We start from the raw sequence: 13,930 nt of genomic DNA on the forward strand, positions 1-13,930 counted from the left end.
GTCGTTTTGTCGTTCGGGTAAGGCCGCCTAGGGGATCATCTCCTCATCGGCGGTGGCGTTATGGACCATTCGCGTCTCCAGCTGGGTGACGCGGGCCGTCAGTTCACTTCTCTCCTGCAGCAGCCGTTCGCGTTCGCCGGCATGGTGTCTGTTGCCGGCGTAACGCAGCAGCAGCGTTGCGATGGCAAGAAACACGATCGCTGCGGAAACCGCGATGGCTGTCGTGGTCGGCTCCAAGCCGCATGTCGCCGTCGCGTCCCGCAGTCCGGTCATGGCCCCAGCGTCGCAGAAGACGAGGGTGGCCTTCTCCGTCAGGGCATCGCGGACCCACCACAGGAGCAGATACGGGAGAAGGAGCAGAAGGTAGATCGCCGCCCGTGGTCCGCTTCGCTCTGCCATCTTGATCCCCCGGGTTCCGCTGTTGCATCGACGGGTTCACTCTAGGCTACGATTTCAGCGGTTTCCAGCACGGCATGCAGCAATACGTCGGCTCCGGCGGCGGCCCATTCCTTCGAAATTTCCTCGGCTTCGTTGTGGGAGAGGCCGCCGACGCAGGGGCACATAACCATTGTCGACGGTGCGACCTTGGCGGCCCAACAGGCGTCGTGGCCGGCGCCGGAAATGAGATTCATGTGGCTGTAACCAAGACGTTCGGCGGCGTTTCGCACCCGCTCGACAAGGGTCGGGTCGAAGGTCACCGGGTCGAAGTGGCCGACCGCCTCGACCGAACATCCAACGCCGAGCGTGTCGCAAATCTTTGCTGCTTCCGTCTCGATCTTGGAACGCATGCGATTGAGCTTGTCGAGGTCCGGTGTTCGGATATCGACCGTGAAGACGACGGTGCCCGGCAGCACGTTTCGTGAATTTGGTGAAAACTTCACCTGTCCGACGCCGCCGACGGCGCCCGGCTGGTTTTCCATGGCGACAGCCTGCAACATTTCCATGATGCGCGCCATCGCGAGGCCCGCATTGACGCGCATGTTCATCGGGGTGGACCCGGTGTGCGCTTCCTTCCCGGTCAAGGTGAACTCCAGCCACCAGAGGCCCTGACAGTGCGTGACGACGCCGATCTGCCTGTTCTCGGCCTCAAGGATCGGGCCCTGCTCGATGTGATACTCGAAATAGGCGTGCATCTTGCGGGCACCGACATCCTCTTCGCCAAGCCAGCCGATGCGTTTCAACTCCTCGCCATAGGTTTTGCCGTCCGGATCCTTGCGCGCATACGCGTAGTCGAGAGAATGCACGCCGGCGAAGACGCCGGAGGCCAGCATGGCCGGGGCAAACCGCGCACCTTCTTCGTTGGCCCAGTTGGTGACAACGATCGGATGTTTGGTCTTGATGCCGAGGTCGTTCATCGAACGAACTACCTCCAGCGCCGCCAGAACGCCGAGCACGCCGTCATATTTTCCGCCGGTCGGCTGCGTGTCGAGGTGCGAGCCGACATAGACGGGCAAGGCATCAGGGTCCGTACCGGGCCGGGTCATGAACATCGTGCCCATCTTGTCGACACCCATGGTCATTCCGGCTTCGTCGCACCACCGTTTGAACAGATGACGGCCTTCACCGTCTTCGTCCGTCAGAGTCTGGCGGTTGTTGCCGCCAGCAATGCCGGGGCCGATCTTCGCCATCTCCATCAACGAATCCCACAGGCGATCGCCGTTGATGCGCATGTTCTCGCCGGGTGCTGCCACCATGACTTCGTCCTCACCTGTCTTTGCGGGGGAGACGGCGCGTGGTCTCTCCCTTTACGTTCCCCTGGTCATCTCCGCTGCCTTGATGGTCTTTTCGGAGGTTTTCATCTCGGCGGTTGCCTTCGGAAGGCATCTGCCGGATAATTTGACCGACTGGTAAACATTACAGCTTCCGCCGGCGTACTCAAGACGAAAAACTCGAAAAAACGTAGCGGAAATCGCGTGCATTTGCCGCAAAAAGATGCAGGGTAATCTTGATAAAGATCAACCGGTTAAAGGTTGGCAACTGACAGTTACGAGAGGCTTCATGGCAATTCCGAGGGCGGCGAAGACTTTGCGGCGGACACGCATTCAGGAAGAGAAGGAGGAGCTGATCCTGGAGGCGGCATTAGACGTCTTTTCGTCTCGCGGTTTCCACGGTTCCACGATCGACCAGATCGCCGAGGTGGCGGGCATGTCGAAGCCGAATCTGCTCTACTATTTTCGCACGAAAGACGCGATGCACCGGGCGTTGATCGACAGGGTGCTCGAAAACTGGTTGGAACCGCTTCGCGCTTTCGATGCCGCAGGTGATCCCGAGGATGAAATACGCTCCTATATTCGTCGCAAGCTAGAGATGGCGCGAGACTATCCGCGCGAAAGCCGGCTCTTTGCCAACGAAATCCTCCAGGGTGCACCTCGTATCATCGATGTGCTGAGGGGGCCGCTGAAGGAACTCGTGGACGAGAAGGTTGAGGTCATCCGCAGCTGGGCCAGGGCGGGAAAGGTCGCCGATCGCGACCCCTACCACCTCATATTCTCGATCTGGTCGACCACACAGCACTATGCCGATTTCGACGTGCAGGTGCAGGCAGTGCTGGGTGCGGAGGCAAAGCAGCAAAGCCGGTTCGAGGATGCGGCGCGTTATCTGGAAGAGCTGTTCGTCCGCGGCCTGCTGGTTCAGCCGCAGACGTGAACGGTGGCCGTCAGTCCCTCAATAGCCCCATCACCAGCAAACCGCCGGCCGTGACGAGAGCGCCCATGAAAACAGCGGGGCTCGCCCAGCCGTGCCCGATCATGCCTTCGAGGATGATGACGGTGGTGGGCGTGAGGTAGCCGTAGCCGAGGACCTTCGCGGCAGGCAGGCGCGTCGAGGCATATTGGAGGAGCATGAAGGTAACGGCCGTGGTCACGATGGACAGGTAGGCCACTGTCGCCCAGACCGAGAGGGGGAGGGCGGTGAAATCCGTCCGGACCAACGGCATCAGGCCGGTCGGTAGCAGCCAGGGGATGCTGTAAACGGTGACCCAGAAGCCGAACGCGACCGGATTTTCGCCGCGCCCGAACTTCCGTATCAGCGGCACATAGGCCGCATGGGCGATCACGCCGAAGAAGTAGATGATTTCGCCCGTGCCGACGTCAAAGGACAGAATTGCCTGGAGATCAGCCCTGAAGATCACCCAGACGGCTCCTAGGGCGGCGATGATAAGTGCGGCCAGGACGCCCGGACGGGTCGGCTGGCGGATCAGGACCAGTGCGAAACCGGCGCTCAAAAGCGGCATCAGAGTGAAGACCGCGCCCGTCTGTACGGGGCTCGTGAACTCCAGCGCCGTGAACATCGTCAGCATATAGAAGGCGATCAGGCCGCCAAGAATCGCGAAGCGCCACGGCTGCTTTGGCAGAACGAGCGGCGCCTTGAAGATGCCGAAGGCCATGACGCCCATGACGAAGACGGTAAGTAGGTACCGCCAAAGCGTCAGAGGGCCCGCCTCCATCGACTGCGCGGCGATGCCGCCGAATGAGAATGAACCCGCGATCAGTGCTGCGAAAAGCAGCATGGCTCCGTGGGCCAGGAGCTTTTCCCGACCCGTGGCATGAATGACATGGCTGTTCGGAGAAGCGGCTCTTTCAGTTAGGTCGGCCATCTCTGTTCTGCGTTTCGATCGGCGTCGTCTCCACGATCCAGCTTGACCGCAAAGCCGTTCTCGATTCATCGTCGGCTTCTCATTGCCGAATTCCCCCGCCTGTTACTCGAATGTGGCTCCCATGACAACGACGATCGGTTTTCAAGACACCGAGAAGAAGACCAGCGACGTCCTTCAAGACGTCATCGCGTCCATGCACGGCGAGGACGTCACCTTGCGGGAAATTCTCAGCGAGATGGGGGAGAGCGGCCTCTTGCTGCTCTGCGGGTTGCTGTCGTTGCCCTTTCTTTTCCCGGTCTCCATCCCAGGCGTCTCAACCGTGTTCGGCGCCGGCATCGTCCTGATCGGTATTGCGATCACGCTCAACCAGATGCCCTGGCTGCCCGAACGATTGGCCGACCGGCGTCTCGACAGCAAGAAGCTCGTTCCGGTGCTTGAGCGCGGCGTCGGCGTGCTGCGTCGCATGGACGGCTATATCAAGCCGCGCCTTTCCGTGCTGACGACTGGCACGCTGGTCAATCGTGTCAACGGTCTCGTCCTGACTTTCTCCGGCTTTCTGTTGATGATGCCGTTGAGTTTCATTCCGTTCTCCAACACCTTGCCAGGTGTCGCGATCCTGCTGCTATCGGCGGGCATCTCGCAGCGCGACGGCGCCGTGGTGGCGGCGGGATACCTGCTGGTGGTGTTGACAGTGCTCTATTTCGGCGGACTGGCCTACGGCGCATTCGCAGCCACGCAAAGCTTTGGCGTGCTCGGCGGCTAAGCCCATGTCGCCGCAAAAACGAGAGTGTGGTCAGCCGACAGATTTGATCGGCGGTTTCATGGTCTTCTGGTAGTCGAGCGCGAACTCCATGAAGTCGTTCGCCGACATCGGCCGTGCGAGCGCATATCCCTGGAGCGTCTGGCAGCCGAGTTCGCGAAGGATGGTCGCGTGCTCCATCGTTTCCACGCCTTCGGCGACGATGTCTATCGACAACGACCGGCCGATCTCGACGATCGAACCGATCAGACGCCGCTGGGCCTCCGACTCGATCACCGGACGGGTCAGTTGGCGGTCGATCTTCAGCCGGCGAGGCGAGAGCTTCAGCAGGCTGAGGATTGAAGCGTAACCGGTGCCGAAGTCGTCTATTTCGATGTCGATGCCGTGCTGGCGAATCCTTTCGATCGCGACGATCGCCGCCTCGTTCTTGTCGTCGAAGGAGATCGATTCCAGGAGTTCGAACGACACGCGCCCTTTCGGGATATTGATGCGTTCGAGATGCTCAAGCAGGCCTTCGTCAAACAGGCGCTGGGCCGAGATGTTGACGGACACTTTGGGGATGACAAGACCGTTGGCTTCCCAACGGGTGGCCTGGAAGAGCGTCTGGTCGAGGATTGCCGCGTCGATCTGCGAGACGACGTTCAGGTCCTCCGCGGCGGCAAGAAATGTTGCGGGACCCAGCAGTCCGCGCTCTGGATGATCCCAGCGGGCGAGTGCCTCGACACCGCAGATGGCCAGCGTATTGGCGTCGAACTGGGGCTGATAATAGGCAATGAAGCCGTTCTGCTCCACAGACTTGAGAATGGCGTCGGCCGTTTGCTTGGTCGCAACGGCCAGTGACTTCATCGCCTCGGTATAGTGTTCCACGCGGTTGCGGCCGCGCCGCTTCGCGTCATAGAGCGCGATATCGGCATTGACCAGCAACTGGTCGGCCCGCTCTTCCGGCCCGCGCTTGACGGCTATACCAATACTTGCGCCCACCCGGCAGTCGTGGCCGTGATAGGTGACGGATGCATTGATCGCATCAATCAGGCGCTTGGCGAGTTCGGTATAGTCGCTTTCGGTGGCGGTTCCCGCGCAGACCACGACGAATTCGTCACCGCCGATACGCGCTGCGAAGTCGCCGCGGCGGATGTTCTCCCGAAGCCTCGCCGCAGCGTGCCTAAGGATAACGTCGCCGGCGCCATGACCGAGCGTGTCGTTGATTTCCTTGAAGCGATCGAGGTCGATATGCAGGAGGGCGTAGCGACCTTTTACACCCGGCGTCTCGTCCATTTCCTTGAGGCGCTGGTCGAGGAAGCGGCGATTGGGCAGGTCCGTCAGCGCGTCGTGGAGCGAGTTGTACTCCATGTGCTGTCTGGCGCGCTCCAGTTCCTGGTTTTGGATTTCAGCCTGGCGCTTGGCTTCGATCAACGCTTGCTGAAGCTTCACGTCGCCCGTGACGTTCCAGTTGATGCCGACCATTTTCTTGCGGAACCGGGAGTCGCGGTACATCGTGCCATAGGAGCGGATGTGCCGGATTTCGCCGGACGGGCAGATCACGCGGAATTCGGTCGAGTAGTCACGTCCGGATGCCACGGACTCGGCGAATTGTCGCTCCGCTTCCTCGACGTCGTCGGGATGCAGGATATTTCGCCACGTGGCGTATTCGGCGACCGTCGCGTTTTCGACGCCGTAGAGAGAGCGCATGCGCGCATCCCAGTTCAGTTCGCCGGAGGCAATATCGAGTTCCCAGACACCGATCTTCGAGGCTTCGAGAGCGATTTCCAGGCGGTGGGACAGCGCCCGAAGTTCTTCTTCCCTCTGCCGCAGCACGGTGATGTTGCCGTGGCGCTCGCGCAGAAGGCTGGCGACCCAGAGAACGGGCGCCATGATCAGCACCCCAACGGTCAACATCAAGGCACGGAAGAGCCACATGTCCGGGGCGCTGTCCGTCCAGCCACCCTTCGGGACGGCGGATACCCGCCAACGCAGTTCGCCGATGGACACCGTCATCCTGACGGGACGCTCGGTCTCGATCGTCCCATTTCCAAAGAAGGTGTTGCCCAGTCGACCATCCTCTAGCTCGGTCGAAATGGCGATATCGATCGGCAGATCCGGGTTCTTGAGGCCGCTTTCCTCGTAGAGCCGCTCGATGTCGATCACGGCAGAGAGGATGCCCCAGAAATTGCGGCCAGCCTTCCGCGTCTCGTAGACGACGGGGTAGCGGACGATCACGCCGCGACCGCCCTGGACGAGATCGAGCGGACCGGTGATGACGTAGCGACCTGTGTCGCGAGCTCGCTCCGCGCCCTTGCGCTGAATCTCGTTGGTTCGGTAGTCGAGTCCCATCACGCCTTCGTTGCCGATCGTCGGATAGACGTAGGAGACACGCATATCCGGAGCGGCGGCCAGCGAGCGGAGCTGGGTGGTGGTGTCGAAGATCCGGGCGGCGAGCGCCGAAAATCTCTCGCGGTCCATGCTCGGCTCCGTCTCCAGCGCGGCGACGAAACCCCTGATAAGTTGCACGTTGGAGTTTATGTTGGTCTCGAGATTGGTGCGCAGCGCGCCCAACTGCTCGGCAACCTGATTTCGGGTATTGTCGAGATGGACCAACTTTTTCTGGGTATCGGCGTAGACGATCGATACCGCGACCGCTGCTATGACGATAAGCGCAGGAAAGTAATACTGCAGAATTGCACGCAATTCAGCCCAGCGCGCTGATAGACCGCTGTGTCCCGCCATTGCGGCTCCCCGTAACCCTGCGTATCGCGAACGTCATCCAAATCGGGTTGAAAACGCGTAGAGCATTTCCAAGCAGCCTAAAATTGCAGCAACAGTTGAATATTTCCTGAATCGGAAACGCGTGCCACCGTACGAAAATGGGCAAAGAAAAGGCCCTCCGAAGAGGGCCAGTTTGACGGGAGGTTGTTATTCCGCAGCCTGGACGGCCATGGGATTGTTGGGGTGCGTCGTCCAGTTGGCATAGTTCGGGTCGACCGGTCGGCCCGTGCGCTGGTCGAGCGTGCCGGCGTCCAGCCCGACCATCGTGATGCAGTTCTCGACGGGACAGACATTGACGCAGAGATTGCAGCCGACGCATTCGTCTTCCATCACCTCGAAATGCCGGACGCCATCGACCATGGACGTGATCGCCTGGTGGGAGGTGTCTTCGCAGGCGATGTGGCAGCGTCCGCACTTGATGCAGGCATCCTGGTCGATGCGCGCCTTGGCGATGTAGTTGAGGTTCAGGTACTGCCAGTCGGTGACATTCGGCACCGCGCGGCCGGTGATGTCGTCGAGGGTACGGTGGCCCTTGGCGTCCATCCAGTCGGACAAGCCCGTGATCATCTCCTGAACGATCTTGAAGCCATAGGTCATGGCCGCGGTGCAGACCTGGACGTTGCCCGCCCCTAGCACCAGGAACTCAGCGGCATCGCGCCAGGTGGTCACGCCACCGATGCCGGAAATCGGCAGACCCTGCGTTTCCGGATCGCGAGCGATCTCGGCCACCATGTTGAGGGCGATCGGCTTGACCGCCGGGCCGCAATAGCCGCCGTGGGTGCCCTTGCCGCCGACCGTGGGATTGGGCGCGAAATTGTCGAGATCGACGGAAACGATCGAGTTGATCGTGTTGATCAGCGACACTGCGTCTGTGCCGCCGGCTTTGGCGGCGCGCGCGGGCTTGCGGATGTCGGTGATGTTTGGTGTGAGCTTGGTTATCACCGGCATGCGGGTGTATTGCTTGCACCAGCGCACAACCATCTCGATGTATTCCGGCACCTGTCCGACGGCGGCGCCCATGCCGCGTTCGGACATGCCGTGGGGGCAGCCGAAGTTGAGCTCGATGCCGTCGGCGCCTGTCTCCTCGACGAGAGGCAGGATCGCTTTCCAGGCATTTTCCTCGCATGGCACCATGATCGAGGCGATCAGCGCCCGGTCCGGCCAGTTCTTCTTCACCATCTTCATCTCCTGCAGGTTGATCTGCAGGGGGCGGTCGGTGATGAGTTCGATGTTGTTCAGGCCGAGCAAGCGTCGGTCTGCGCCCCAGATCGCGCCGTAGCGCGGTCCGTTGACGTTGACGACCGGCGGGCCGTCCTCGCCCAGCGTCTTCCAGACGACGCCGCCCCAGCCCGCCTTAAAGGCACGCTCGACGTTGTAGGCCTTATCGGTTGGCGGTGCCGAGGCGAGCCAGAAGGGATTGGGCGATTTGATGCCGACGAAATTGTTTCTGATATCAGCCATGTGTCTCTCCCGATCGGTTAGGCGACAGCGGTCACGCCCGCCGCAGATGCGGCGAGAGAGCGGTTGATGCTTTCGGCCGCGTCGCGGCCCATGGCGACGGCGGAGACGGTGAGGTCCTTGCCGCCGGTGGCGCAGTCGCCGCCGGCCCAGACGCCCGGTATGGAGGTGCGTCCCTCGCCATCGATCGCGATCTTGCCGCCTTCGAGCCGCAGACCCTCCAGGCCGAGCGGATCGAGCTTCTGGCCGATCGCGACGAGGATCTGGTCGGCCTTGATCTCTGCCGTATGCCCCGTGCCCTTCATCACCCCGTTTTCGAGATGGGTGTATTCGAAGGTTATCGCGGAGCAATGCCCGTGATGGTGGGCGACCTCCTTCGGCTGCAGCCAGTGGCGAATGTGAACGCCCTTCGAGGCAGCGAGGTCCTGCTCGAACTCCGAGGCGTTCATGTGTTCCTTGCCGCGGCGATAGCAGATGGTGACGTTTTCTGCTCCGAGCAGCTTGCATTGAACAGCCGCGTCGATCGCGGTCATCCCGCCGCCGATCACCACCACGTCGCGGCCGACAGGGACATCGGCCTTGTCATTGGCTTCGCGCAGGTTTGCGATGAACTCCACCGCATCCACCACGCCATTGATCTGCGCGCCCGGGATGTTCAGCGCGTTGACGTTGCCGAGACCAGCGCCGAGGAACACCGCGTCGAACTTTGCCTGCAGATCCGGAAGCGTGAAATCGCGCCCCAGCATCTCGCCGTTGACGACATCGATGTTGCCGATCGACAGGATGTAGTCGACTTCCCGCTGGGCAAAGTCGTTGGTCGTCTTGTACGCGGCGATGCCGTATTCGTTCAGGCCGCCGGCCTTCTCCCGATGGTCGTAGATCGTGACGAAATGGCCGGCCATGGCGAGCCGGTGGGCGCAGGCGAGGCCGGCGGGACCGGCGCCGACCACAGCGACTCTTTTGCCGGTTTCGGGGCCTGCCGTGTAGAACTGCCGACCCTCGCCGATCGCCACGTCAGTCGCATAGCGCTGAAGACGGCCGATCTCGACAGGGCGTTCCTCGGCGGTATTGCGGACGCAGACTTCCTCGCAGAGTTGTTCGGTCGGACAGACGCGGGCGCACATGCCGCCAAGAATGTTCTGGTCGAAGATCGTCTTCGCCGAACCCAGCGGATTGCCGGTCGAGATCTGCCGGATGAAGAGCGGAATGTCGATCGAGGTCGGACAGGCCGTCATGCACGGCGCGTCGTAACAGAAGTAGCACCGGTCGGAAGCGACAAGCGCCTCGTGGTCGCCGAGAGGCGGGTGGAGGTCGGAAAAATTTCTTGCATAGTCGGCAGCATCAAGCCGCCCGGCCTTCAGGCCCGGTTCCAGTCGTCGCATCTGAGTTCCCTCTGTTTTTTTAGGTGCGATTGCACACACGGTAACTCAGGATCAAAATTTTATCAAACGGTAAAATTTTGGAGTTTTTCGCACCAGATTGCCTGTGGCGCCGGGGTTTCTGTGGGCATCAGTCCGCACGTTCCCGATCGCGCCAGGCACGTGGCGAGACGCCTGCATGACGGGTGAAGAAGCGGCTGAAATAGGCCTGGTCATCGAAGCCGAGGCTCTCGGCGATCTGCCGGATGCTGATCGCCGTGAAGGCGAGGTCGCGCTTGGCTTCGGTCATGATCCGCTCGTCGATCAGCCGGCTTACCGGTTTGCCGGCAACGGCATTGGTGAGGCGATTAAGATGGGTGGCGGTCATGCCGAGTCGACGTGCATAGGTCTCGACAGGAAGATGCATTCGAAATCCGTCCCGGATCATCCGTTCCAGTTCGGCGAAGCGGGTGCGATCGCGATCGAGTGCGCTTCCGGGGCTTTCACCCAGTATGCGGGGGATGAGGAGCAGGGCGCTCGTCAGCAGGCTTTCGATCAGGGCAACCGGGCCCGCGGTGCCGAGCAGGATTTCCCGCTCGATGCGATCCAGCATAGCGATCAGGAAGGGGCCGTCGGGGTGACCGGCGGGAACATGCAGGTGGTGCGGGGCGGAAAGCCAGTTGTCATTCCCATAATAACCCGGCCGGCAGGCAGGAAACCTGTCGGTGACCATGGTCATTACGGCGCCGTCTATATCTCGCGAGAAACGGAAGCCGTGTTCGTGCTTTTCCGGGACGACGACCACGCACGGTGCCGCCAGCGGCCGCCAGCGGCTGTCGAACAGAACCTCTCCGGTTCCTGCGCGGATGTGCAGGATCTGGAACAACGAGCCATGCCGGTGTGGCTTGATTTCCCACCGATGGAGGCTGCTGCGGCTGGCGATCGATTCCGCGTGCAGCCAGAACTCCGGCCTGCCGTCGCTGTTTTCCCCATAGAGGTTGTAGGTGGGCACATTGCGCATGACCTCAGTTTAGCTCGCCATGTTTGATTTGTCCAAGTCTGTGGCTGAATCCTCCATTGTTCGCCATGCGGCTTCTCTTATCATTCGTCATGAAATTGGGAGGATTTCGCATGCGTACTCAGGTCGTCATCATCGGCTCCGGGCCGTCTGGTCTTATGCTCGGCGCGCTGTTGTCCAAGTCCGGCATCGACAACATCATTATCGACCGGGTCGATCGAGACTATATCCTGGGCCGGATCAGGGCAGGGGTGCTGGAGGTCGGCGCGATCGGACTCATGGACAGAATCGGTGCCGGGGAGCGGATGCACCGGGAGGGTCTCCTGCACGACGGGTTCAGCCTGTCGTTTTCGGGTCGACGGCACCGGATTGCGCTGAAGGAACTGACCGGCACCTCGGTCATGGTTTACGGCCAGACCGAATTGACACGCGACCTCATGGATCACCGTGAGCAAAGCGGCGCGAAGACGATCTACAACGCGGGGAACGTCACCCCGCACGAATTTGACGGTGAAAAGCCCTATGTGACCTACGAAAGGGACGGCGTGACGCATCGTATCGACTGCGACTTCATCGCTGGCTGCGACGGCTATCATGGACCGTCTCGCGCTGCCGTCCAGGGAAAGGGGCTGCAAACCTACGAGAAAGTCTACCCCTTCGGCTGGCTGGGCGTGCTGGCGGACGTTCCGCCCGTTCACCACGAACTGATCTACGCAAATCACGCGCGTGGCTTTGCGCTCTGCTCACAACGGTCTCCGACCCGCAGCCGTTACTACGTACAGGTGCCGCTGACGGACAAGGTGGAGGAATGGTCCGACGACGCCTTCTGGGATGAGATCCGCAGACGGCTTCCAGAGGATGTGGCGCAGAGCATGGTAACAGGTCCTTCGATCGAAAAGTCCATCGCGCCGCTCAGGTCGTTCGTCGCCGAACCGCTGCGCTTCGGGCGACTGTTCCTGGTCGGCGACGCCGGTCATATCGTGCCGCCGACCGGGGCCAAGGGGCTGAACCTCGCCGCCTCGGACGTCCATTACCTGTTTGCCGGCCTTGAGGAATTCTACGGCGAGAAATCGAAGGCCGGCATTGATGCCTATTCCGCGCGGGCGCTGCGGCGGATCTGGAAGGCGGAGCGGTTCTCCTGGTCTATGACCATGCTGATGCACCGTTTTCCCGACGATGGAGAGTTCGGTCAAAAAGTCCAGGAGGCTGAACTGGACTACCTCGCGTCTTCGGTACCGGCGCAAACGGCCATGGCCGAAAACTATGTCGGTCTTCCTTATTGATCATCGAAATTCATCTCGCGAACGCCGGTCCTTGAGCGGGCCGGCGTTGTGCCGCGAAAATATGACCTGAAAAGTCATGTTTAATCTTTACTCGAAAAATCAAGTTTATTATGGTCCCGACTCGTGAGGATCGGCGAGTGCCGTGATCGTGTGGCCAGCATCGGGAGCATTCATGGCGAAGAAGGGTAAGAAGCAGGCGGCGCAGAAGCTTGCGGGCAGGACGGAGGATGTCGCGGTCAACGAACCGACGTCGCGGACAATCCGCAGCTTCCTCTATGTCGGCGGCCGGGACTGCCAGGTTGCGCACCTTCGCCAGATTGCAAGCAATCACGGGGCGGAACTCATTCACCACGACGGGGGTTTGAGGGAGGCGGTATCGCGTATCGACACCGTGCTGCCATCGGTCGACTGCGTGTTCTGCCCCATCGACTGTATCAGCCACGATGCGTGTCTGAGGGTGAAGTCCGGCTGCAAGAAGTTCGGAAAAACCTTCATTCCGCTCCGCAATGGCAGCAAATCCAGTCTGGAGCGAGCGCTGCAGACCCTGAATGACCGAGGTGCGAACAATGAGTGACGAGAAGCATTTTCTGACCGGACTGCACAAGCTGGCGCAGCAGAACGGGGACGGACTTATACCGGAGCTTCTCGATCGGCTTGCCGCTGCTGACACAAACTTGCAACACAGTGCCGAGATTGTGAAACTGCCGGGCTTGCATGAGCGACCCAATGCGCCCATGTCTCGCTGGTCGCCCTCGGGTGACGCAGTAGTCATCAATTTTCCTGCGCCCCGCTGGCAACGCAATGCCGAGAGGAAGAACGGCTGATCCGGTCGCACTTCGGCGGAGCAGGGATCATCAAGGAACGTTCACATGAACGAGATGAGCCGGGCCGATTTCAGCGAAGTCGACGTCATGCCGATCCTCCCCTCGCTGAATTTCTCGCAGACCCGCGACTTCTACGTCAATGCGCTCGGCTTCGAACAGAAGCCGGTCGCCTGTGAAGATTACATCGTGTTTCGGCGTGGTCGCATGGAACTGCAGTTTTGGCAGTGTGAGGATCCGCTGATGTCCAGCAACAGCTCCGTTTTCATCCGCTGCAATTCCGTTTCAAGTCTCTATGAGGAACTTGTTGCACGTGGCATTGACGGTGTGATGCGCACAGCCGAAGACGATGGCGGCATCGCACGGTTCTATGTACGCGACCCGCACGGCAACCTCTTGCTGTTCGGTCAGCGCGAGACCGGCAGCCTCTGAACGCGGCCCGCGGATCCCGTTGACGCGGATCGTCTCGAAAACGGCGACCGCGGACGGTGTTGCTGGTCGATCTCAGCGTTTCGGCGGGCGGATGAGAGCGCCCACGCCGGCGAGCAGCCATCCGGCCATCATTGTCATGCCGCCAATGGGTGCTGCCATTGGAAAAATGCCGACGCCATAGAACTGCTTGAGCGTCAGATCCCCCGCGAAGAGACAACATCCCATGCCCATCACGAGCGCCGCAACGGTTGCGGTGCGCAGCAAAGGTTGCGCCGCGAACAACGCGAGCATGGCCGGCGCATGGGCGAGGCACATGGCCGATGCCGGTCCGAGCAAAGGCCCTCCGGCATGGGTCGCAGCGGCCGCAAGGCCTACTCCGGCCATGCCGATCAGCCCTGCGAGCATGCCAACCAACGGATTCAGACGTTCCGGCAGATCCATC

General features: G+C 61.0%; 14 protein-coding genes. 6 read left to right on the forward strand and 8 right to left on the reverse strand.

Going from position 1 to position 13,930, the window contains the following annotated elements; translation table 11 throughout:
• Positions 1–27: 27 nt before the first annotated feature.
• Both J5J10_RS03930 and J5J10_RS03935 read right to left on the reverse strand, forming a co-directional pair.
• The gene (locus J5J10_RS03930) at positions 28–399 is read right to left on the reverse strand and encodes a hypothetical protein (protein ID WP_211928913.1); all 372 of its coding nucleotides are present in this window, start codon (positions 397–399) and stop codon (positions 28–30) included.
• Positions 400–440: 41 nt separating this feature from the next.
• Positions 441–1,694 carry a Zn-dependent hydrolase gene (locus J5J10_RS03935; protein WP_211928914.1) on the reverse strand — a complete coding sequence of 418 codons (1,254 nt, stop codon included), beginning with the start codon at positions 1,692–1,694 and terminating at the stop codon, positions 441–443.
• 304 nt (positions 1,695–1,998) lie between these two features.
• Here J5J10_RS03935 and J5J10_RS03940 point away from each other — a divergent pair, with 304 nt between their 5' ends.
• On the forward strand, positions 1,999–2,646 hold the full coding sequence (locus J5J10_RS03940; protein ID WP_211928915.1) for a TetR family transcriptional regulator C-terminal domain-containing protein: 648 nt from the start codon (positions 1,999–2,001) through the stop codon (positions 2,644–2,646).
• Between the two features lie 10 nt (positions 2,647–2,656).
• Here J5J10_RS03940 and J5J10_RS03945 read toward each other — a convergent pair whose 3' ends face one another.
• Positions 2,657–3,595, reverse strand: a complete 939-nt coding sequence (locus tag J5J10_RS03945; protein ID WP_211928916.1) for a DMT family transporter — start codon at positions 3,593–3,595, stop codon at positions 2,657–2,659.
• Between the two features lie 121 nt (positions 3,596–3,716).
• Between J5J10_RS03945 and J5J10_RS03950 the strand changes: the two genes are divergently transcribed.
• Positions 3,717–4,358 (forward strand): exopolysaccharide biosynthesis protein, encoded by a 642-nt coding sequence (locus J5J10_RS03950; protein ID WP_211928917.1) that lies wholly within the window; start codon positions 3,717–3,719, stop codon positions 4,356–4,358.
• A 30-nt stretch (positions 4,359–4,388) separates the two neighbouring features.
• Here the strand turns inward: J5J10_RS03950 and J5J10_RS03955 are convergent, their stop codons facing one another.
• The 4 genes from J5J10_RS03955 to J5J10_RS03970 all read right to left on the reverse strand — a co-directional run bounded on the left by J5J10_RS03955 (position 4,389) and on the right by J5J10_RS03970 (position 10,955).
• Entirely contained in the window at positions 4,389–7,079 is a 2,691-nt protein-coding gene (locus J5J10_RS03955; protein ID WP_211928918.1) for an EAL domain-containing protein, read from the reverse strand.
• Between the two features lie 186 nt (positions 7,080–7,265).
• Entirely contained in the window at positions 7,266–8,579 is a 1,314-nt protein-coding gene (gene preA / locus J5J10_RS03960) for an NAD-dependent dihydropyrimidine dehydrogenase subunit PreA (RefSeq protein ID WP_211928919.1), read from the reverse strand.
• 17 nt (positions 8,580–8,596) lie between these two features.
• Positions 8,597–9,958 carry an NAD(P)-dependent oxidoreductase gene (locus tag J5J10_RS03965; RefSeq protein ID WP_211928920.1) on the reverse strand — a complete coding sequence of 454 codons (1,362 nt, stop codon included), beginning with the start codon at positions 9,956–9,958 and terminating at the stop codon, positions 8,597–8,599.
• Positions 9,959–10,085: 127 nt separating this feature from the next.
• A complete protein-coding gene (locus J5J10_RS03970; protein ID WP_211928921.1) occupies positions 10,086–10,955 on the reverse strand; it encodes a helix-turn-helix domain-containing protein in 870 nt (289 codons plus the stop codon).
• 110 nt (positions 10,956–11,065) lie between these two features.
• Here J5J10_RS03970 and pobA point away from each other — a divergent pair, with 110 nt between their 5' ends.
• From pobA to J5J10_RS03990, 4 genes are all read left to right on the forward strand, one after another.
• Positions 11,066–12,235 (forward strand): 4-hydroxybenzoate 3-monooxygenase, encoded by a 1,170-nt coding sequence (pobA, locus tag J5J10_RS03975; protein ID WP_211928922.1) that lies wholly within the window; start codon positions 11,066–11,068, stop codon positions 12,233–12,235.
• Positions 12,236–12,407: 172 nt separating this feature from the next.
• Entirely contained in the window at positions 12,408–12,809 is a 402-nt protein-coding gene (locus J5J10_RS03980) for a DUF2325 domain-containing protein (protein WP_208552104.1), read from the forward strand.
• Positions 12,802–13,059 carry a hypothetical protein gene (locus J5J10_RS03985; RefSeq protein ID WP_211928923.1) on the forward strand — a complete coding sequence of 86 codons (258 nt, stop codon included), beginning with the start codon at positions 12,802–12,804 and terminating at the stop codon, positions 13,057–13,059. Before J5J10_RS03980 ends, J5J10_RS03985 begins: the two co-directional genes overlap by 8 nt.
• A gap of 45 nt (positions 13,060–13,104) precedes the next feature.
• Positions 13,105–13,488, forward strand: a complete 384-nt coding sequence (locus J5J10_RS03990) for a VOC family protein (protein ID WP_211928924.1) — start codon at positions 13,105–13,107, stop codon at positions 13,486–13,488.
• Positions 13,489–13,560: 72 nt separating this feature from the next.
• Here J5J10_RS03990 and J5J10_RS03995 read toward each other — a convergent pair whose 3' ends face one another.
• A complete protein-coding gene (locus J5J10_RS03995; RefSeq protein WP_211928925.1) occupies positions 13,561–13,929 on the reverse strand; it encodes a DUF423 domain-containing protein in 369 nt (122 codons plus the stop codon).
• Position 13,930: the final 1 nt, after the last annotated feature.

The sequence above is a fragment of the Ciceribacter sp. L1K23 genome, from assembly GCF_018122705.1.
GTDB lineage: Bacteria > Pseudomonadota > Alphaproteobacteria > Rhizobiales > Rhizobiaceae > Allorhizobium.

What these genes read in the sequence shown, in the direction of transcription:
- J5J10_RS03930 (WP_211928913.1), bottom strand. Translation starts at nt 399, where the DNA reads ATGGCAGAGCGAAGCGGACCACGGGCGGCGATCTACCTTCTGCTCCTT.
- J5J10_RS03935 (WP_211928914.1), bottom strand. Translation starts at nt 1,694, where the DNA reads ATGGTGGCAGCACCCGGCGAGAACATGCGCATCAACGGCGATCGCCTG.
- J5J10_RS03940 (WP_211928915.1), top strand. Translation starts at nt 1,999, where the DNA reads ATGGCAATTCCGAGGGCGGCGAAGACTTTGCGGCGGACACGCATTCAG.
- J5J10_RS03945 (WP_211928916.1), bottom strand. Translation starts at nt 3,595, where the DNA reads ATGGCCGACCTAACTGAAAGAGCCGCTTCTCCGAACAGCCATGTCATT.
- J5J10_RS03950 (WP_211928917.1), top strand. Translation starts at nt 3,717, where the DNA reads ATGACAACGACGATCGGTTTTCAAGACACCGAGAAGAAGACCAGCGAC.
- J5J10_RS03955 (WP_211928918.1), bottom strand. Translation starts at nt 7,079, where the DNA reads ATGGCGGGACACAGCGGTCTATCAGCGCGCTGGGCTGAATTGCGTGCA.
- preA (WP_211928919.1), bottom strand. Translation starts at nt 8,579, where the DNA reads ATGGCTGATATCAGAAACAATTTCGTCGGCATCAAATCGCCCAATCCC.
- J5J10_RS03965 (WP_211928920.1), bottom strand. Translation starts at nt 9,958, where the DNA reads ATGCGACGACTGGAACCGGGCCTGAAGGCCGGGCGGCTTGATGCTGCC.
- J5J10_RS03970 (WP_211928921.1), bottom strand. Translation starts at nt 10,955, where the DNA reads ATGCGCAATGTGCCCACCTACAACCTCTATGGGGAAAACAGCGACGGC.
- pobA (WP_211928922.1), top strand. Translation starts at nt 11,066, where the DNA reads ATGCGTACTCAGGTCGTCATCATCGGCTCCGGGCCGTCTGGTCTTATG.
- J5J10_RS03980 (WP_208552104.1), top strand. Translation starts at nt 12,408, where the DNA reads ATGGCGAAGAAGGGTAAGAAGCAGGCGGCGCAGAAGCTTGCGGGCAGG.
- J5J10_RS03985 (WP_211928923.1), top strand. Translation starts at nt 12,802, where the DNA reads ATGAGTGACGAGAAGCATTTTCTGACCGGACTGCACAAGCTGGCGCAG.
- J5J10_RS03990 (WP_211928924.1), top strand. Translation starts at nt 13,105, where the DNA reads ATGAACGAGATGAGCCGGGCCGATTTCAGCGAAGTCGACGTCATGCCG.
- J5J10_RS03995 (WP_211928925.1), bottom strand. Translation starts at nt 13,929, where the DNA reads ATGGATCTGCCGGAACGTCTGAATCCGTTGGTTGGCATGCTCGCAGGG.